An 18,108-nucleotide genomic window follows, 5' to 3' on the forward strand; every position below is an offset into this window, starting at 1 on the left:
GCTCCCTGGCGGCGTTGTGGGGGTTGAAAGGTGGCCGCACTGTGCCCAGCGATGCAGGGCTTGGAAAGCGATTCCTGGCAGGTGGACCCGCGCAAGTCCGCTGGTATCGATTGGCGGTACCGGCCGGTCTTTCCGGCAAATGCGCGCCAATTTCTGGCAGAGTCCGCAGCAGATCAACACAGGGGTGGGTATGCGCTTCATTTCCAGGTCGGCGTTTGCAGCCATCGGGGCCTTCTTGAGCAGCGTGGCGATCGCGGCGCCTTTGGCCAAAAACGAGGTGCCTGCCAGCCTGAAGGACTGGCTGCCCTGGGCCATGCATGGGCAAGAGGCCTTGTTGTGCCCGGCGCCTTACAACGGCGAGCAGGGCAAGGCCTGTGTCTGGCCATCCCGGCTGGAGTTGCGCGCAGGGGCCGATGCCGCCAGCTTCCGCTTCGAGGTGACGGTGTTTGGCAAGGCCGCCTTGGTGGCCCTGCCCGGCGAGCCCGCGAACTGGCCTCAGGATGTCAAGGCCGATGGGCGGGCATTGGCCGTCTCGGAATCCGATGGACACCCGGTCGCCCTGCTGGAACCCGGCAAGCATGTGCTCGAAGGTGGCATCGCCTGGAAGGGCATGCCTCAAGATTTGCTGTTGCCCCAGGGCGTGGGCAGCGTGGTGTTGTGGGTCGATGGCGCCTCCGTCAGCCGGGCGCCGGACACCGAGGGCCGCGTGTGGCTGAAGCAGTCACCCCAGACCGCGCAAAGCACCGATGCCTACACCGTTCACACCACGCGTCTGGTGGACGACCAGGTGCCCTTGCGCGTGACCACGCACTACGACATCGCCATTTCGGGCAAAGCCCGAGAGATCGAGCTGCCCGTGGCCCTGCTGCCGGGCCTGGTGGCCGAATCGATCGACAGCGCCTTGCCGGTGCGCTTGCAGGACAGCGGCCAATTGTTGGTGCAGGGGCGTCCCGGCAACTGGTCGATCGAGGTGCGCGGACGGTTGATGTCGCCAGTGCAGGCCCTGACCCTGCCCAAGGGCGCGGCATCGCCCGAAGAGATCTGGTCCTTCTCGGCCCACAACGACGTGCGCCTGGTGAGCGTGGAGGGCGCCGTGTCGGTCGATCCCAAGCAGGTGGTGATGCCCGAGCCCTGGCGCGCGTACCCCGCGTACCGTTTGCGCCCCGGCGACACCCTCAAGCTGGTGCAGACCCGCCGGGGCAACCCCGTGCCCAACCCGGACAGCCTGGCCATCGTCCGCGAGCTTTGGCTGGATTTCGACGGCCAGGGCTACACGGTCCACGATGAGATCAAGGGCACCTTGTCGCGTTCATCCCGGTTGGACCTGGCGATGCCGGGCCTGCTGGGCCGGGCTTCGGTCAATGGCGACGATCAGCCCATCACGCGCCTGAAGGAAAAAGGCCCCGATGGCCTGGAAGTGCGCAGCGGCACCGCCACCCTGAGCGCCGACAGCCGCGTGACCGGCGGCGTGCGCCACTTGCCGGCCTCGGGCTGGGCGGTCGATTTCAACCAGGCTTCCGCGGTGCTGAACCTGCCACCCGGCTGGCGCTTGTTGCACGCATCGGGTGTGGACAGCGCCGACGGTTCCTGGGTGTCGCGCTGGACTTTGTGGGACTTTTTCTTCGTGTTGCTGAGCGCCTTGGCCGCTGGCAGACTGTTTGGCTGGAAGCGGGGCGCCCTCCTGGGCCTGGCCCTGGTGTTGACTTGGCACATGCCCGGTGCGCCCCAGTCCCTGTGGCTGGTGTTGCTGGGCTTGCATGCCTTGAGCAAGGTCTTGCCAGCGGGGCGTTTGCTGACCGTGTCGACCTGGGCCGAGCGTGGCTGCACGGCCTTGATCGCCCTGGTGCTGCTGCCTTACGCGGTTCAGCAGGTGCGCTTGTCCATGTACCCGGCGCTGGAGCGGTCCTGGCAAACCATGGGCGATGAACAGCCAGACCGCCGCCGCGCGCAGGCCGATGCGTCGGCGCCAGCCCCGGCACCCGCCGCCGAGCAGGCCGATGAAATCGCCGAAGGCGCTGGCAGCAACAGCTACCGCGTGGGCAAGTCCCTGGTGTCGCCCATGTCCTCGCCCTTGGCAAAGCCCGCGCCACGCATCGATGAGATGGACCCGGCCGCCAAGGTGCAGACCGGGCCGGGCCTGCCCGCTTGGCACTGGAACGCCCACCGCCTTGTTTGGCAAGGGCCGGTGCAGGCTTCTCAGGCATTGGGCTTGACCTTGCTGCCGCCCGCCGGCACGGTGGTCTTGCGCCTGGGTGGGCTGGCTTTGCTGGTGGCGGCCTGGATCGGTCTGGCCGGACGGGGGCCGGGCGGCGTGGCGTGGCCCACCCGGCTTGGGCGACCTGAACATGGCGTGGCGGCCACCCTGGCGGCCTGGGCCTGCGTGGCCTTGTTCATGGGCCTGGGCGCCCCTGGCCAGGCGAAGGCCGCGCCTCCAGCCGAGCCCGAAGCCGTGGCTGCCCCGCCCAGCGACTTGCTGGAAGAACTGCGTGGCAAGCTGACCGCGCCGCCCGACTGCATGCCCCGCTGTGCCGATGTGCCGCGCCTGTGGGTGAATGCCGCCGGCCCGCGCATCCAGTTGCGTCTGGAGGTTCACGCGCTGGCCGATGTGACCCTGCCCCTGCCCGGGCAAGGCGCCAATTGGCGACCGGCGTCCATCACCGTGGATGGGCGGCCCGCCGTCGTTCGCCGCGATGCGGCGGGTGCCTTGTGGATCGCTTTGAACAAGGGGGTGAACCAGGTCGTGCTGGACGCCGACGTGGGCAACGCCTCCTCGCTCGACATCTCCTTGCCCATGCCCGTGCGCGAGGTCAAGTCCCAGATGCAGGGTTGGACCCTGGCCGGCCTGGACGCCCGTGGCCTGGCTTCGGGCGCCTTGAGCTTGTCGCGCGAGCAGACCTCCTCACAGGCCGAGGACCGAGGCACGCAACGCGATGCCCTGCCGCCTTTCGTGCGCGTGGAAAGAACACTGCACCTGGGGCTGCGCTGGACGGTCGAAACGCGCATCCAGCGCGCCTCGCCCAGCCTGGCCCCCATCCGCGTGCAGGTTCCCCTGGTGACGGGCGAGTCCGTGAACGACGCCGCCGTCGGTGTTCAGGATGGCGTGGCCACCGTGCAGTTGGGGGCCAGCGATGAAATCACCTTCGTCAGCACTTTGAAGGAATCCTCGCGGCTGGCCTTGAACAGCGGCAAGGCGGTGAACCAGGTCGAGGTGTGGAAGCTCGACACCTCGACCCAGTGGCATGTGAAGCTGTCGGGCATCGCGCCCGTGGTGCACCAGGAAGGCGGACGCTGGATGCCGACCTGGCAGCCCTGGCCGGGTGAGCAGGTCATCGTCGAAGTTTCCAAGCCTTCCGGTGTGGCGGGCCAGACCTTCACGGTCGACCGCGTCGACACCAGCATGAGCCCGGGTGCCCGTGCCACGGACGTGTCGGCGCAAGTGTCCCTTCGGTCGAGCCAGGGCGGCAACCACCGTGTTCAACTGCCCGCGGGGGCCGAACTGCTCGGCGTGTCGGTGGATGGCCTGGTGCTGCCCGTGCAGCAGCAGGCCGGCGCGGTCATGCTGCCCATCACGCCCGGTGCCCACGCGGTCAAGCTGGATTGGCGCGAGCCCCGTGGCATGGGTTGGTGGTTCCAGTCGCAGGTGCTGGACCTGGGCGCGGCCGGCGTCAACGACCGGCTCTTGGTCCAGGTGCCCGCCGACCGCGTGGTGCTGGCCGTGGGTGGTCCGACCGTCGGGCCCGCCGTCCTGTTCTGGGGCGTCTTGGTCGTCATCGTGGCGGTGGCCTGGGGCCTGGGCCGCTTGCACCTCACGCCGCTGAGCGCCGTGTCCTGGGTGATGCTGGGGCTGGGCATCGCGCAGATGTCCTTGCTCGGCATGGCCCTGGTGGTGGGCTGGTTCCTGGTGATGGAGGGGCGCCGCCGCTTCGGGCCCGGGGTGGTGAGTCGGCGCTGGTTCATCACCTTGCAGATCGTGGTGGCCCTGTGGGGCGTGCTGGCCGCCGGCGTGCTGCTCGAAACCGTGCGCGTGGGGTTGCTGGGGTATCCGGACCTGATGGTGCTGGGCAATGGCTCCGATGCTTCGCACCTGCACTGGTACGCCGACCGGTTCAGCGCGGGCACCGCCCAGGCGTGGGTGCTGTCGATGCCGGTCTTCGTTTACCGCATTGCCATGTTGTTGTGGGCGCTGTGGTTGTCGGCGTCCATGTTGCGGTGGGTGAAATGGGCGTGGGCTTGTTTCAGCGCGGGCGGCTATTGGCGGGATAATCCGCAGCCGCCCGCCGCTGGCGTTTGACCCTGACCCCCACAACCACAAGGACCCCTGTGTTCAAGAATTTGACGGTGTATCGCATCGGGCCGGATTGGTCCGCCTCGGTGGCAGAGATGGAAGAACGCCTGCACAAGGCGCGGTTCGTGCCCTGTGGCCTGACCCAGCAGCAATCCTCTGGCTGGGTCGAACCGCGTGGCATCAAGCACGCGCCGCTGGTCGAAAAGATCGCGGGGCAATTGCTGCTCAAGCTCATGATCGAACAGCGCGTGCTGCCCGGCGCGGTGGTCAAGCGCCGCGTGGACGAGATCACCGCCAAGATCGAGCAGGACACAGGCCGCAAGCCCGGCAAAAAGCAGACGAAGGAGATCAAGGAGCAGGCCATGCTGGAACTGCTGCCCATGGCCTTCACCAAGCAGGCGTCCATCCACGTGTGGATCGACCCTGAGCAGCGCCTTTTGCTGGTTGATTCCAGCAGCCAGGGCAAGGCCGACGAGGTGGTCGGCTTCCTGGTCAAGACGCTGGAAACCATCGCCATCAGCCAGTTGCACACCCAGCAATCGGCGGCCGTGGGCATGGCCGAATGGCTGGTCAGCGGCGAGCCCCCGGCCAGCTTCACGGTCGACCGCGATTGCGAGCTCAAGTCGGCCGACGAAATGAAGTCCGTGGTGCGCTATGCCCGCCACCTGCTCGACATCGACGAGGTGCGCCAGCACATCACCAGCGGCAAGGTGCCCACCAAGCTGGGCATGAGCTGGGAAGGGCGCGTCTCGTTCCTGCTGACCGACACGATGCAGGTCAAGAAGCTGACCTTCCTGGACGTGGTGTTCGAGGGCCAGAAGGCCGCGAGCAAAGACGAAGCTTTTGATGCCGACGCGGCCATCGCCACGGGCGAACTCAGCCAGTTGCTGCCCGATTTGATCGACGCCCTCGGTGGCGAACACGCCATCGGTGGTGTGTAAAGTCAAACCGTGTCGGCGCAGTCTTACAAGACTGCGCGCCATGGGCTGATGGTGTGGCCTCAAGGTTTGTCCACAATCGTGGAATAACCGGAGAACACCACCATGACCTCAATTTCGCACATCCCTACCTCTGGTCGCTTCGCACAACGAGCCCTCGTCATCGTCTCGATGACCGCCTTGTTGGGCGCTTGCGCCGACATGACCGACACCCAACGCCGAACTGGAACAGGCGCCGCCATTGGTGCCGCCACGGGGGCCGTGATCGGTTCGACCACGGGTGGCAAGGCCGGCACGGGTGCCTTGATCGGGGGCGCGATCGGCGCCATTGCCGGCAATGTCTGGTCGCGTCACATGGAGTCGCAACAACGCGCCATGGAACAGGCCACCCAAGGCACCGGGGTCGAAGTGACCCGCACCAACGACAACCAGCTCAAGCTGAACGTTCCGGCCGACGTGTCTTTCGACGTGGGCCGCGCCGACATCAAGCCTGAACTGCGCAGCGTGCTCGAGCAGTTCGCGGGTGGCCTCAAGAGCCAGCCCAACACCTTGGTCAACATCGTGGGCCACACGGACAGCACGGGCTCGGACGCCGTGAACGAACCCTTGTCGCGTGAACGCGCACAAAGCGTCAAGGCCTTCCTGGTGGACCGTGGCGTGGGCAGTGCCCGCGTCGACACCGCGGGTCGCGGTGCGCGTGAACCTGTGGCCGACAACGGCAGCGCTGATGGGCGCGCCCGCAACCGCCGCGTGGAAATCTTTCTGCGCGAACCCGCCAGCGGTGCCAGCTGATCGACCTTAATTGGTGACGCGCATGAACCAGCCATGCTCGGCCAGGGCGGCGACGCCCCTGGCCCGGCCGGATTCCATGTCGGACAAATCCACCGTGCCTTCGTGGACCACGCACACGGTGCGCTTGGTCAGGCGAGGCCGGCCTGGAACAGGGCATCGCCCGCCAGCATTGGGTCCTTCGTTTCCTCGTAAGCCTTGATCCAGACCGGGTAGCTGTGGATGACCGCGTGCTGCCAGGGATGGAAACCGGGCTTGAAGTAAGCCAGCAGCTTGGGCATGTTCTTGGAGAACAAGCCATTGATGCCATAGAGGAAGTTCAGGCCCTTCAGCGTCATGAAGAAACGCTGGGTGCGGCTGAAGCCATCGTCGCGCAAGAAGCGGTTGGTCAGGCGCAGGCTGTCTTTCACGACCTTGTACATGGCGTGGACCAAAGCCGTGCATCGCAGCACATAGCCCACCTTGGCCACCTTCATCATCACATCGTAGGCCACGGCCTTGTGCTCCATCTCTTCGATGGCGTGCCAGGCCCACATGGCGCGGACTTTCTCGTCGGCGGGCGCCATCACTTCCTTTTCGGCGAAGAGCGACTCGGCCATCATCGCGGTGAAGTGCTCGAAGGCGGCGGTCAGGGCCAGGTTGTACTCGGGCGAGTATTTCTTGGTGTAGTTGTCGAACAGGTTCTTCACCTCGACCACCAGTCCATCGACGCTCAAACCTTGCTGGCGCAACACGGCGTTGTACTGCGTGTGCGCGATGCCATGCTGGCCTTCCTGGCGGGTGAAGTCCTTCACGTCCTGTGCCAACTTCGGGTCGGCGATGAGGTGGCGGAAGGCGCGCACGCTGGTGATGAAGTAGCGTTCGCCATCCGGAAAAGCGGCTTGCATGCCGTCGAACACGCGGGTCTTGAACGGGTCGCCTCCAAACCAGAATCGCGGCATCTTGTCGTCGAGCTGGAAGTCCAGTTTCTCGCGCGGGATGATGTGCTCGGGTTTGCTGGGATGGGGGATCATGGTGTCGTCCTCTGGGTTCGCTACTGCAGCCTTCAGTCTAGGAATGGCTGCGCCGGTGGGACATGGCTCACGGCGACAGCGAGGAACCAACAGCGACATGCCATGATGGCCTGGTCTTGCTACAGTCGCGGTCGTCACGGGTAAACACTGAAGAACATGCATGGGCGGTGATTTCCTCAATTTCTACGTCATGTCGACCTTGTCCAAGGCCGGGGCAAGGTGCGGCTTCAACATGCAGGATGCGGTCAACCGCGCGCAGATCAACGTCGAGGTGCTGGACAACAGCCACCTCTCCAATCTGAGCCTCGGGGCGCTGCGCCGCTTGTTCGAAGTCTGCGAGGCCGCGACCGAGACCGCCTACTTCCCCCTGGTGCTGGGCGACACCTATGGCTTCGACGCCATCCCCGAGGTCGACACTTTCATCTCGACCTGCGCCACCTTGCGCGTGGGCATGATGGCGCTGGACTGGATGCCGCACATCGTGCACCCCGCCTTGCGCATCACCACCCGCGAAGAGGGCTCGGCCTTCAACGTGACGCTGGGTGTGGAAGGCGACGAGCCCGTGCACCCTGGCGTGGTCGAGGCGGCGCTGACCTGCATCGTGAAGTTCGCCCGGATGATCTCGCCGCGCGAGGATCCCTTGCGCGAGGTGTGGTTCCAGCATGGCCCGCAGGTTGATCCGCGCGTGTACGGCTCCTACTTCGGCGTGCCGGTGCGCTTCAACCAAAGCGAGAACCGGCTCATCAACGATGCCAAGGGGCTCGACAGGCCGCTCAAGGGCGGTTTTCCGGCTTTGAACGCCAAGGCGCAACTGATGGTCGAGCAACGACTCAAGAAGCTGAGCGAGCAGGGCAGCCTGACCACGCGCCTGGAGCAGTTGCTGTCCTTGCGTGGCGACCTGCTGGGCGCCAAGGTCGACGAGGTGGCCGCCTTGCTCGACCTGCACCCACGGACCTTGCAACGCCGCCTGAGGGAGGAGGGCGAAGGCTTTGCCGAGGTGCAGGCCCGGGTCCGCCACGAGCGTGCCCGCAAGCTCTTGCAAGAGACCGATCTGGACATCGAGGCCATCGGCGTCAAGCTGGGTTTCCAGGACCGGCACAGCTTCACGCGCGCCTTCACGCGCTGGGCAGGTGTCTCTCCCGCCCAGTTTCGCCGGCCGCCAGTTTGACGGTGTGGGGTGCCTGGCGCGTATGCTAGGTGCCCGCTCAGTCCACGTTCGTGCCTTTGCCCATGACCACACCCACTTCGGAAGCCACCTCATCGTCTCTGGCCACACGGCTGTCCCACTGGTTGTCCGCTTTCTGGCCCGCGCCCGTGCAGGTCAACGCCCAGGAGCGTTTGCGCGGGGTGGTGGGGGCCGTGCTCGGCGTCCTGTTCGCGGCCTGCTTGAGTCGGCTGTTCGGGGAGGGCGATCCGGCCGTGCCTTGGCTGGTCGCGCCCATCGGAGCGAGCGCGGTGCTGGTGTTCGGCGTGCCCGCCAGCCCCTTGGCGCAGCCCTGGTCGGTGGTGGGCGGCAACACGGTCTCGGCCCTGGTGGGCATCGCCTGCGCCAACTTGATCCATGAGCCGGCCGTGGCCGGGGCCGTGGCGGTCAGCCTGGCCATCGCGGCCATGTTCAGCCTGCGCTGCCTGCACCCGCCGGGTGGCGCCATGGCCTTGATCGCGGTGCTCACGCACGCCACGGGCTTCCACTGGGCCGTGTTCCCGGCCTTGACCAATTCGGCCCTGCTGGTGGCGGCGGGCATCGCCTACAACTCGGCCACGGGCCGGCGCTATCCACACGTGCAGGCGCCAGTGCGGCCCGGCACCCCTGGCGCGCCACCGGCCCGTTTCAGTTCCGCCGACATCGACGTGGTGTTGAGCCGCTACAACCAGGTGCTGGACATCAGCCGGGGCGACCTTGAAAACCTGCTGCAGGCCGCCGAAATGGAGGCCTACCGCCGCCAGCTCGGCGAGATCCGCTGCGCCGACATCATGTCGCGCGAGCTGATCTCGGTGGAGTTCGGCACCTCGCTGCAGGACGCCTGGACCTTGTTGCGCAAGCATGGGGTCAAGGCACTGCCCGTGGTCGACAAGCTCAACCGCATCGTCGGCATCCTCACCTTGGCCGACTTCATGCGGCATGCCAAGCTCGACCTGCACGAAGGCTTCGGCGAGCGCCTGCGCGACTTCATCAAGCGCACCACCACCATGCATTCCGACAAGCCCGAGGTGGTGGGTCAGATCATGACCCGCCAGGTGCGCGTGGCCAGCGCCGACCGCCACGTGGTCGAGCTGATGCCTTTGTTCTCGGAAGGCGGACACCACCACATCCCCATCATTGGCGAGAAGAACCGGCTGGTGGGCATCATCACGCAATCGGATTTCGTGAAGGCCCTGCACCGCGCGGTACTCTGAGCATGAATACATCATGGCGTGATACATTTTTGGCTCGCCGCCCGGAGCCCAATGCACCATGCCCCTGTCCGACCGCCAACTGACCAAGGCCGATTTCGAAGTCCTGTCCGAGTTCCGTTTCCAGATGCGGCGATTCGAGCGCTTCTCTGAAAACGCCGCGCAGGCCGAGGGCATCACGCCCTTGCAGTACCTTTTGCTCCTGCACATCAAGGGCTTCCCGGGGCGGGCCTGGGCGCTCGTCGGTGAGCTGGCCGAGCGCTTGCAGGTGCAGCATCACGCGGCCGTGGCCTTGGTCACGCGCTGCGAGGCCCTGGCACTGGTCGAGCGACGTCCCAGCCAGGTGGACCGCCGCCAGGTCGAAGTGCACCTGCTGCCCAAAGGCACCCGCCTGCTGACCCGCCTGGCCGCCTTGCACCGCGCCGAACTCAAGTCGCTCGGCGGGGCTTTCCAGATCCCGACCATCGACTACAGAGGGATGTGATGAGCAGCCTGCCGCTCAAGCGCGATTTCATGGCCAACACCCGTTTGTGGCGCATCGCCATGCTGGCGGCGTTGATCGGGGCCTTGGCCTCCGTGGGCGCCGCGGTCTTGCTCAAGCTGATTCGCTTCTTCACCAACCTGTTCTTTTTCCAGGCCTGGTCCCTGGCCGACCGTTCACCGGCCACGCATGAGCTGGGGGCCTGGGTCATCGCAGTGCCTGTGCTGGGTGGGTTGCTCATCGGCCTGATCGCCCGCTTTGGCTCTGAAAAAATCAGGGGCCACGGCATCCCGGAAGCCATCGAAGCCATCCTGTTTGGCCAGGGCAAGATGTCGCCCAGGATCGCGGTGCTCAAGCCCTTGTCCTCGGGCATCGCCATCGGCAGTGGTGGGCCTTTTGGTGCCGAGGGGCCCATCATCATGACCGGCGGTGCCATCGGATCATTGATCGCGCAGTACTTCCACCTCACCGCCGCCGAGCGCAAGACCCTGCTGGTCGCCGGGGCCACCGCTGGCATGACCGCGGTGTTCGGCACGCCTGTGGCCGCCGTGCTGCTGGCCGTCGAACTGCTGTTGTTCGAATGGCGGCCGCGGAGCTTCTTGCCGGTGGCGCTGGCCTGCGCCATTGCCGGATTCAGCCGCTCCTGGCTGATGGAGCCGGGACCTTTGTTTCCCTTGCAAACCGCCCCGCCCGGGGCGCTGGCCCTGCTGTCCTGCGCGGTGGCGGGTGTTGTGTGTGGGGCCTTGTCCGCGGTGTTGTCGATCTCGCTCTACAAGGTGGAAGACTGGTTTGGACAACTGGGCCTGCCCTGGATGTGGTGGCCTGCCTTGGGCGGCCTGGCAGTGGGCCTCGGAGGCTATTTTCAGCCAAGGGCCCTGGGGGTGGGCTATGACGTGATCGGCGACCTGCTGCACCACCACCTGGGGCTGAGCGCGGTCCTGGCCTTGCTGGGCGTCAAGGCCACCATCTGGGTGATTTCGCTGGGCTCTGGCACCTCGGGAGGGGTGCTGGCGCCCTTGCTGATGCTGGGGGCAGGGATGGGCGTGGTGCTGGGGCCCTGGCTGCCCGGTGGCGAGCCTGCCTTGTGGCCACTGGTGTGCATGGCCGCCACCTTGGCGGGCGTGTTGGGCGCACCGCTCACCGCCACCGTTTTCGCCTTCGGGCTGACCCACGACAGCAACGCCTTGCTGCCCCTGCTGACCGCCACCTTGATGGCCCATGGCTTCACGGTGATGACCATGCGCCGTTCCATCATGACCGAGAAGATCGCACGGCGCGGCCGGCACGTTCACCGCGAATACGGTGTCGATCCGCTGGAGCGGCATTTCGTGGAAGAGGTGATGACCCGGGAGGTGCGCACCATCGAGGCGTCCTGCCGCCTATCCCACGCGCTAACGCATTATTTCGGAGGCACGCAGCCACACCGGGCCTTTCCTGTCGTGAGCCGCGACGGCGTGTTCATCGGCATGCTGGACCGCGAAGGCCTGAGCGCAGGCTTGAAGGCCCTGGACAGCCAAGCCAGCGTGGCTGACCTGTTCGAGCCGCAGGGCGGGCCGGCCTGCCTGGCAATGCCTGGGGAGAGCTGCCGGGCCGTGGCCGCGCGCCTCGCATTGCATGGCCTGGAACGGTTGCCCGTGGTGGCCGACATGGGGTCCCGTCGCCTGGTCGGGCTGGTGGCACGCAGCGATCTGATCAAACTTTCCAGGGCCTACCACGACGAAGACGAGAAGCGGGAGCAGGTGCGCCAACTGCCCTGGCGGTGACGGTGGCGGTGCTCAAAGCGACAAGGCCAGCACCTCGCACACCTCGCCATCGGCCACGACGGGGATGTTGATCGTGCTGTCGTCGATCGTGGGCACGCCCGTGAGGAAGGCGCGCGCCACGGGGCTGGTGCTCACGGTGTCCAGCGCAATGGTGTCCGTCAGTCCGGACAGGTTGCCCTGGGTTTCGCTGAAACCGAAACCGCGCTGCAATTGTTCACGGCCTGCATCCGGTGTCCAGCTTTCCATCTTCTGCGCGATGGGGGTGCCCAACACCGACAGCAAGGTCAGGACATAGGCTTCGTCGGTGCGCGTGGGGCAGGGCAGGGCCAGCCCGCGCGTGATGCCGGACTCGGCCGCCGTGGCGCCACGCAGGAAACGCGGGGAGGCCCCCAGGTCTTCCATGAACACGGCGGCGCCCCGTTGCCAGGCTAAGCCCGGCAGGCCGGTGCCGCGGGGCAGGAAGGTGTCCTTGGACAGCACTTCGAAGGAGTCGGACGCCGTGCCGTAGTAGCCATCGACGAGGGTCATGTCCGTGGTCACGCGCGGACTGTTGTGCCACAGCTCGATCGCGCCCGAGCGCGCCTCTTCGTTGCCGCCAAACAGCACCACGACGGCTTTCAGCACGCTGCCCACGAACAGCGGCAGGGCGATGGCGCAACCCAGGCCGGCTTCCTGCGCTGCGGCGGCCCGCAGGAAATGCGGGCTGTCGAAATCCTTCAGCAAGATGGGGCGGCCTTCTTGCCAGGCCAAGCCGGGCAGCCCCTCGCCCACGGCGAAACGCAGCGAAGGCGTGGCGGTGGCGAAAACCTTGGCGGGCCCGAACAAGCCACCACCGAACTCCAGGTGGGTCTGGTCCTGGCTGGGCAGCCAGATTTCAACGATGCGGATGAATGAGGCTTTCATGCGAATCCATCGAGCAAGTTTTACGCCATGTTTGTTAAAGTGAGCCATGCCTGAATCGCCTTGCCACCTGCACGAAGCCCCGGACGCCGACACCTTGGCCGCTGATCTGGCGCGGTTTGTGTCCCAGCGTTTGCAGGCCGGTTTGGACCAGCGCGGCCAGGCCTTGCTGGTGGTGTCGGGCGGCAGCACGCCCGTGCCCTTTTTCGAGGCGCTGTCCCTGGCCGATCTCGATTGGGGCCGCGTCAGCATCACCCTGGCCGACGAGCGCTGGGTGCCTCCCGACCATGCCGACAGCAACGAACGCCTGGTGCGCGCGCACCTGCTGAAAGGCCCCGCGGCCGCCGCGCATTTCCTCCCACTCAAATCGTCCGATGTGGCCGTGGCGCAAGGACGGTCCCAGGTCGAGGCCGCCATCGAGGCCTTGTCCTGGCCTGCCGACGTGGTGGTGCTGGGCATGGGCTCGGACGCGCACACGGCCTCCCTGTTCCCGGGTTCGCCCGAGTTGCCCACAGCCCTGGACGACACCTTGCCGGCCCGTTGCCTGGCGGTCGGCGCACCAGCGCTGCCCAATGTGCCGGTGGACCGGCTCAGCCTGAGCAGGCGAGCCCTGCTCGACACCCGCCATCTGGTGGTGCACGTGACCGGCGCGGCCAAGCGCCAGTTGTTGGACCAAGCCCTGCAGCCCGGGCCCATGGAGGCCATGCCGATCAGGTTGGCTTGGTCTCGGCCCGATATTCCCTGCCATCTTTTTCATTCAAATTGAATATTGATTTTCCGGCGCCTGATTTAGGATTACGGGAAACTACTCTGCCAAAAACAAATACAATCTGCGATAATCCGTTAGGCGTTATGTATTAAGGTATATTCAAGATGTTTTCGATGGATGGTTATCACGCGCTCCCATTTGTGGCGCCTTATGCTTGGGCTTTCTGGGCCGTCATTGCCTGGGCCTATTTCATGGAGGGTTTGCAGCACAAGCGCACCCAGAAAAGAATGGCCAAGCACGACGGGGCAGATAAATATTCTGGCCTGGTGATTTCCATCGGCTCGACCATTTTGCAATTGGCGGCTTTCGCGCTGACCTTCTACGCCCCCTGGAACATCGCTGAGCCCGAAGTCTTCGTTTATTTCTGGGCGGGTCTGGCCCTGATCGTCACCGGCATGCTGCTGCGCATGCACTGCTGGCGCGTGCTGGGTGAATTCTTCACCCCCACCGTGACCATCGCCAAGGAGCACAAGGTGGTCGACAAGGGCGCCTACAAGTGGGTGCGTCACCCTTCGTATTCGGGCGCGATCATGACCTCGGTCGGCATTGGCCTGGCTTTGGGCAACTACGGCAGCATCGCCGTCATGGTGGTCGGCACCATCGCCGTCTACATCTACCGCATCGAGGCCGAGGAAACCGCGCTGGAAGGCGCCTTGGGCGAGGCCTATGCCAAGTTCAAGAGCAACCGCCGCCGCCTCATTCCCTTCGTGTATTGATTCGGCGCGGCTGGACCGCTCCAACAAAAACGCCGCTGAATCCAGCGGCGTTTTTTTATTTCACGATGACTCCAGCACCGAAATTCGCTGGACTACGCCACAGCCCGATACAGCAGGTTTATCAATAACTTAGGCGAGTTCAACATATGCCGGTGCTTTCCGAAACCTGACCTGACTTCCGACCGCCTGACTCCTATCCGGCTCTTGGAATCCGGGTCTTTCCGAGGAGTCATCATGGCTAAGATCAAACTCACTAAGTCCGCTGTCGATGCGGCACAACCCCAGGCGCAGGCCGTCGAACTCCGGGACACGTTGGTCCCCGGCTTCTTGTGCAAGATCACCCCAGCGGGCCGCAAGGTGTTCATGCTCCAGTACCGCACGAACGCCGGCGAGAGGCGCAAGCCCTCGCTGGGGCTGTACGGGGAACTGACCGTCGAGCAAGCGCGGTCGCTGGCGCAGGAGTGGCTGGCCCAGGTTCGCCGGGGCGGCGATCCTGCCGCAGAGAAGGCCGAGGCGCGTCAGGCACCCACCATCGCGGAGTTGTGCAAGAAGTTCATGGAGGACTACTCCAAGAAACGCAACAAGCTCAGCACCCAGGCCGGCTATCAGGCCGTTATCAATCGCAACATCATTCCGCTGCTGGGCCGCAAGAAAGTTCAGGACGTGAAGCGTCCCGACATCGCCGGGCTGATGGAAAAGCTCTCGTACAAGCAGACCGAGGCGAACAAGGTTTTCAGCGTCTTGCGCAAGATGTTCAACATGGCAGAGGTATGGGGCTATCGACCCGACGGCACCAACCCGTGCCGTCACGTCCCGATGTTCCCCGCCGGTAAATCCACCCACCTCATCAGCGATGAAGAAATGGGCAACTTGTTCCGGCAGCTCGACAGGATCGAGTCGGAGGGGTTGGAGAACTACGTCATCCCTCTGGGCATCCGCCTGCAATTCGAGTTCGCTGGCCGCCGCTCGGAAATCATCGCGCTGGAATGGAACTGGGTTGACCTGCAGAACCGGCGCGTCGTCTGGCCTGACAGCAAAACCGGCGGCATGTCCAAGCCCATGAGCGAGGAAGCCTATCGGCTACTCTCGACGGCACCCCGGCAAGAAGGCAGCCGCTACGTGCTGCCTTCTCCGAGCCACGCCGGCAAGCATCTGACCACGGGCGAGTACTACGGTGGCTGGAGCCGAGCGCTCAAGGCGGCTGGCGCCACGCACGTGGGCACGCACGGCATCCGCCACCGTTCGGCCACCGACATTGCCAATTCGGGCATCCCGGTCAAGGTCGGCATGGCGCTGACGGCGCACAAGACCGTCGTGATGTTCATGCGCTACGTCCACACCGAGGACAAGCCGGTGCGAGACGCGGCCGAACTGGTGGCGAATCGTCGCAAGACGATCACCGGGATGCAACAAGCCAAGGAGGTAGTGGCGTGACCCGGCGCAAGGCGTCTGTCGCGTCGCCAGCAGCGCCGGTGGCGCTGCTGGGCGACATCCGGGCACTGATCGAGGCGTCGCACCAGCGCGCCGCCTCGGCGGTCAATGCCGAGCTGACCTTGCTGTTCTGGCGCATCGGTCAGCGCATCCATACGGAAGTGCTGGCCGGGCAGCGGGCCGGGTACGGCGAGGAAATCCTGCCAACCTTGGCCGAGCAGCTTGCCCGTGACTACGGGCGGGGTTTCGGGGAGAAGAACCTGCGCCGGATGGTCAAGTTCGCCGCCACGTTCCCTGACGAACCAATTGTCGCGACACTGTCGCGACAATTGAGCTGGTCGCATTTCGTCCTGCTGCTGGCGCTCAAGGAGCCGATGCAGCGGGACTACTACGCGCAGATGGCCGGCGTCGAACGGTGGAGCGTTCGGACACTGCGCGAGCGCATCGACTCGATGCTGTACGAACGCACGGCTTTATCCAAGAAGCCGGACGCGATGATTGTGCAGGAACTGGCGACTATGCGCGACGCGCAGCGCATCTCGCCCAGCTTGGTCATGCGTGACCCGTACATCCTCGACTTCCTGGGCCTGCGCGACACCTGGCAGGAAGGCGACTTGGAGGCAGCGATCATCCGCGAGATGGAATCCTTCCTGCTGGAGCTGGGCGTGGGCTTCACCTTTGTCGCCCGGCAGAAGCGCATCCAAATCGACAACGACGATTTTCACCTTGACCTGCTGTTCTACAACCGCAAGCTGCGCCGACTGGTAGCGGTGGAATTGAAGGTCGGGGAGTTCAAGGCCGCCTACAAGGGGCAGATGGAGCTTTACCTGCGCTGGCTCGACAAGCACGAACGAGAGCCGGAAGAAGCCTCGCCGCTCGGCATCATTCTTTGCACCGGCAAGAAGTCCGAGCAGATCGAACTGCTCGAACTGGACAAGTCCGGTATCCACGTCGCCGAGTACCTGACCACTTTGCCGCCACGTGCCGCGCTCGTAGAGCGGCTACAGTTAGCGACCCAGCGGGCACAATTGCATATCGAGCAACGCTACAAGGGTCAGCTTTGACAGACTCGACATGCAAAACTAGACGCCAGCTAGAAGCGCGCGATCGCGCGCTTGAATGGCGGCCGAGACCGCTGTGGAATCATTGGGTCAAATTGGACTCGACCGGTCATAGACTAGGCGCTTCTCGGCGTCCCCTGCGACGACATCGAATTCGTTGTGAAAGCTTAGATAGTCGGAGATCTTGATTTCTTCCATCACGGCATCGTGCTCATCCATATCTTCAGGCTCGCAATCGTCTGGCAACGGCGCCTCAAGTAACAGATCAATGTCGCCCACGGTGTCGGCCTGAACGAGAAAACTGCCGAACACATGCACTCGTTCGATAAAAATGCGCGCCCCCGGCCTTGCGTTGACGGTCTTCACCGCATCTAGGAACTCATCGAGGAGTACGCGCGCCCGGTCAAGTGGCAATCTTTCTCGATCTTCGGCTTGCGCCAAGGCCATGCCAAGCGTGGTCGGCGTCAATTTTTCGTTGTCGATATACCCCTCGTCGACCAGCGTGGAAAGAAGCGCTGCACCAGCGGCATCGGATAGACCTAGCTCCTTAGCGAGAAAATCGCCATTGAGTGTTTTGCGCTCAATCTTGAACTCGCCATTCTCGAATGACGTTGGAGTTTCAGCGTCCAGAAAGGCACGTAACGCATCACGCACCTGTAAGGCGTCTATCCCACCGATTGCTTTGCCACGAATTTCCATCGTCCGTCCTCCTTGATGCCGCTCAGTGACCGTTGTTAAGACGACGGAGCAAGGTCCGGCCAGTGATGAGGGCAAGGTGCAGTCGGAACGTGCTGTGATCTTCGTCCGAGAGGCCAGGATGCGATCCATCGGTATGCAGCATCTTGAACAAGCCGTTCAAATAATTCTTTCCGTCGCTAGTCCATTCATTCCTGTTGATCGACAGGAATCCACGCTCCGCCAACCAGGCGCGGCGATTCTCGCTCGAAGGCAGTTCGGCAGCTTTCTTCGGATCAATGTGCGAGGCAATGTCGCTGAGCAAGCCTTCCAGGAAGGTGCGAATCTGACTATTCGCCGCTGCCCAATCGCCGCGCGTGTGCGCGTCGATGGCTTGGTCGATGTGTCCCAACGGCACGTTGAACCCGAACTGCTTCAGCAGTTGGTGAACCTCGTCATCGGCCGCAGGAAGATCCACTTCGCCAGGCAACGCTGCGCGCAGCAAGGGCGTTCGTGTGTCTTCATCCCACGAGACAACGTAGCCGTCGAGCGCCAGGCCCCGCAGAAATCGCTCCTGCTCGGCCTTCGCGTACTGCGGCACGGTCACTCCAACTGCCTCGCGTACCGCAGCTTCGGCCAAGGTCACAGGCCCGTCCAAGGTGCTGACGATCTGCGTCGCACGTTGGTTGACGATCCGCGCCAGCAAAGCGCTCTTTGCGGTCACGCTCTTTGCCGGTCCCGGAGGAATTTCGTCGTCCAGCCGGAGCCGCACCGCGAGTTGGTCGAACTTTGCCTGTGTCAGCATTTCCCCGAGGAATTCGACCGCCGCAACAATGGTTGGGCGAGTAAATGGATGGGACTTCATTTCTGTCTGCTTCCTTTGTTGTTGCGGG

Annotated in this window: 15 protein-coding genes; 11 read left to right on the top strand and 4 right to left on the bottom strand. The window is 64.6% G+C overall.

Annotation, left to right across the window (positions count from 1 at the left end):
• The first annotated feature begins 190 nt into the window (after positions 1-190).
• From ACREB4_RS10365 to ACREB4_RS10375, 3 genes are all read left to right on the top strand, one after another.
• Positions 191-4,291 (top strand): hypothetical protein, encoded by a 4,101-nt coding sequence (locus ACREB4_RS10365; RefSeq protein ID WP_431588135.1) that lies wholly within the window; start codon positions 191-193, stop codon positions 4,289-4,291.
• Positions 4,292-4,320: 29 nt separating this feature from the next.
• The gene (locus ACREB4_RS10370) at positions 4,321-5,226 is read left to right on the top strand and encodes a recombination-associated protein RdgC (protein WP_431588136.1); all 906 of its coding nucleotides are present in this window, start codon (positions 4,321-4,323) and stop codon (positions 5,224-5,226) included.
• 102 nt (positions 5,227-5,328) lie between these two features.
• A complete protein-coding gene (locus tag ACREB4_RS10375; RefSeq protein ID WP_431588137.1) occupies positions 5,329-6,015 on the top strand; it encodes an OmpA family protein in 687 nt (228 codons plus the stop codon).
• A gap of 128 nt (positions 6,016-6,143) precedes the next feature.
• Here ACREB4_RS10375 and ACREB4_RS10380 read toward each other — a convergent pair whose 3' ends face one another.
• Complete coding sequence (locus ACREB4_RS10380; RefSeq protein ID WP_431588138.1) at positions 6,144-7,025, bottom strand: metal-dependent hydrolase; 882 nt, start codon at positions 7,023-7,025, stop codon at positions 6,144-6,146.
• Between the two features lie 160 nt (positions 7,026-7,185).
• Here ACREB4_RS10380 and ACREB4_RS10385 point away from each other — a divergent pair, with 160 nt between their 5' ends.
• The 4 genes from ACREB4_RS10385 (at position 7,186) to ACREB4_RS10400 (ending at position 11,663) form a co-directional block, all read left to right on the top strand.
• Complete coding sequence (locus ACREB4_RS10385) at positions 7,186-8,193, top strand: AraC family transcriptional regulator ligand-binding domain-containing protein (protein ID WP_431588139.1); 1,008 nt, start codon at positions 7,186-7,188, stop codon at positions 8,191-8,193.
• A gap of 62 nt (positions 8,194-8,255) precedes the next feature.
• The gene (locus ACREB4_RS10390) at positions 8,256-9,422 is read left to right on the top strand and encodes an HPP family protein (RefSeq protein ID WP_431588140.1); all 1,167 of its coding nucleotides are present in this window, start codon (positions 8,256-8,258) and stop codon (positions 9,420-9,422) included.
• A 58-nt stretch (positions 9,423-9,480) separates the two neighbouring features.
• Positions 9,481-9,903: a MarR family winged helix-turn-helix transcriptional regulator gene (locus ACREB4_RS10395; RefSeq protein ID WP_431588141.1), complete on the top strand. Its 423-nt coding sequence runs from the start codon at positions 9,481-9,483 to the stop codon at positions 9,901-9,903.
• Positions 9,903-11,663 carry a chloride channel protein gene (locus ACREB4_RS10400; protein ID WP_431588142.1) on the top strand — a complete coding sequence of 587 codons (1,761 nt, stop codon included), beginning with the start codon at positions 9,903-9,905 and terminating at the stop codon, positions 11,661-11,663. Before ACREB4_RS10395 ends, ACREB4_RS10400 begins: the two co-directional genes overlap by 1 nt.
• Before the next feature lie 12 nt (positions 11,664-11,675).
• On the opposite strand, the gene ACREB4_RS10405 is transcribed toward ACREB4_RS10400, so the two are convergent.
• Positions 11,676-12,566 (bottom strand): GAF domain-containing protein, encoded by an 891-nt coding sequence (locus ACREB4_RS10405; RefSeq protein WP_431588143.1) that lies wholly within the window; start codon positions 12,564-12,566, stop codon positions 11,676-11,678.
• 46 nt (positions 12,567-12,612) lie between these two features.
• Here ACREB4_RS10405 and pgl point away from each other — a divergent pair, with 46 nt between their 5' ends.
• The 4 genes from pgl to ACREB4_RS10425 all read left to right on the top strand — a co-directional run bounded on the left by pgl (position 12,613) and on the right by ACREB4_RS10425 (position 16,543).
• Positions 12,613-13,329 carry a 6-phosphogluconolactonase gene (gene pgl / locus ACREB4_RS10410; RefSeq protein WP_431588144.1) on the top strand — a complete coding sequence of 239 codons (717 nt, stop codon included), beginning with the start codon at positions 12,613-12,615 and terminating at the stop codon, positions 13,327-13,329.
• Positions 13,330-13,559: 230 nt separating this feature from the next.
• Positions 13,560-14,048: a methyltransferase family protein gene (locus tag ACREB4_RS10415; RefSeq protein ID WP_431588145.1), complete on the top strand. Its 489-nt coding sequence runs from the start codon at positions 13,560-13,562 to the stop codon at positions 14,046-14,048.
• Positions 14,049-14,282: 234 nt separating this feature from the next.
• A complete protein-coding gene (locus tag ACREB4_RS10420) occupies positions 14,283-15,482 on the top strand; it encodes a tyrosine-type recombinase/integrase (protein WP_431588146.1) in 1,200 nt (399 codons plus the stop codon).
• A complete protein-coding gene (locus tag ACREB4_RS10425; RefSeq protein ID WP_431588147.1) occupies positions 15,479-16,543 on the top strand; it encodes a PDDEXK nuclease domain-containing protein in 1,065 nt (354 codons plus the stop codon). The genes ACREB4_RS10420 and ACREB4_RS10425 overlap by 4 nt, the downstream gene beginning before the upstream one ends.
• 87 nt (positions 16,544-16,630) lie before the next feature.
• Here the strand turns inward: ACREB4_RS10425 and ACREB4_RS10430 are convergent, their stop codons facing one another.
• A complete protein-coding gene (locus tag ACREB4_RS10430) occupies positions 16,631-17,239 on the bottom strand; it encodes a hypothetical protein (protein WP_431588148.1) in 609 nt (202 codons plus the stop codon).
• A gap of 22 nt (positions 17,240-17,261) precedes the next feature.
• On the bottom strand, positions 17,262-18,080 hold the full coding sequence (locus tag ACREB4_RS10435; protein WP_431588149.1) for a hypothetical protein: 819 nt from the start codon (positions 18,078-18,080) through the stop codon (positions 17,262-17,264).
• Positions 18,081-18,108 lie beyond the last annotated feature (28 nt).

This window comes from Aquabacterium sp., assembly GCF_050725395.1.
Lineage (GTDB): Bacteria > Pseudomonadota > Gammaproteobacteria > Burkholderiales > Burkholderiaceae_C > Aquabacterium.

Coding starts and splice junctions, on each gene's coding strand:
- ACREB4_RS10365 (WP_431588135.1), top strand. CDS start 191: ATGCGCTTCATTTCCAGGTCGGCGTTTGCAGCCATCGGGGCCTTCTTG.
- ACREB4_RS10375 (WP_431588137.1), top strand. CDS start 5,329: ATGACCTCAATTTCGCACATCCCTACCTCTGGTCGCTTCGCACAACGA.
- ACREB4_RS10380 (WP_431588138.1), bottom strand. CDS start 7,025: ATGATCCCCCATCCCAGCAAACCCGAGCACATCATCCCGCGCGAGAAA.
- ACREB4_RS10385 (WP_431588139.1), top strand. CDS start 7,186: ATGGGCGGTGATTTCCTCAATTTCTACGTCATGTCGACCTTGTCCAAG.
- ACREB4_RS10390 (WP_431588140.1), top strand. CDS start 8,256: ATGACCACACCCACTTCGGAAGCCACCTCATCGTCTCTGGCCACACGG.
- ACREB4_RS10395 (WP_431588141.1), top strand. CDS start 9,481: ATGCCCCTGTCCGACCGCCAACTGACCAAGGCCGATTTCGAAGTCCTG.
- ACREB4_RS10400 (WP_431588142.1), top strand. CDS start 9,903: ATGAGCAGCCTGCCGCTCAAGCGCGATTTCATGGCCAACACCCGTTTG.
- ACREB4_RS10405 (WP_431588143.1), bottom strand. CDS start 12,566: ATGAAAGCCTCATTCATCCGCATCGTTGAAATCTGGCTGCCCAGCCAG.
- pgl (WP_431588144.1), top strand. CDS start 12,613: ATGCCTGAATCGCCTTGCCACCTGCACGAAGCCCCGGACGCCGACACC.
- ACREB4_RS10415 (WP_431588145.1), top strand. CDS start 13,560: ATGGCCAAGCACGACGGGGCAGATAAATATTCTGGCCTGGTGATTTCC.
- ACREB4_RS10420 (WP_431588146.1), top strand. CDS start 14,283: ATGGCTAAGATCAAACTCACTAAGTCCGCTGTCGATGCGGCACAACCC.
- ACREB4_RS10430 (WP_431588148.1), bottom strand. CDS start 17,239: ATGGAAATTCGTGGCAAAGCAATCGGTGGGATAGACGCCTTACAGGTG.
- ACREB4_RS10435 (WP_431588149.1), bottom strand. CDS start 18,080: ATGAAGTCCCATCCATTTACTCGCCCAACCATTGTTGCGGCGGTCGAA.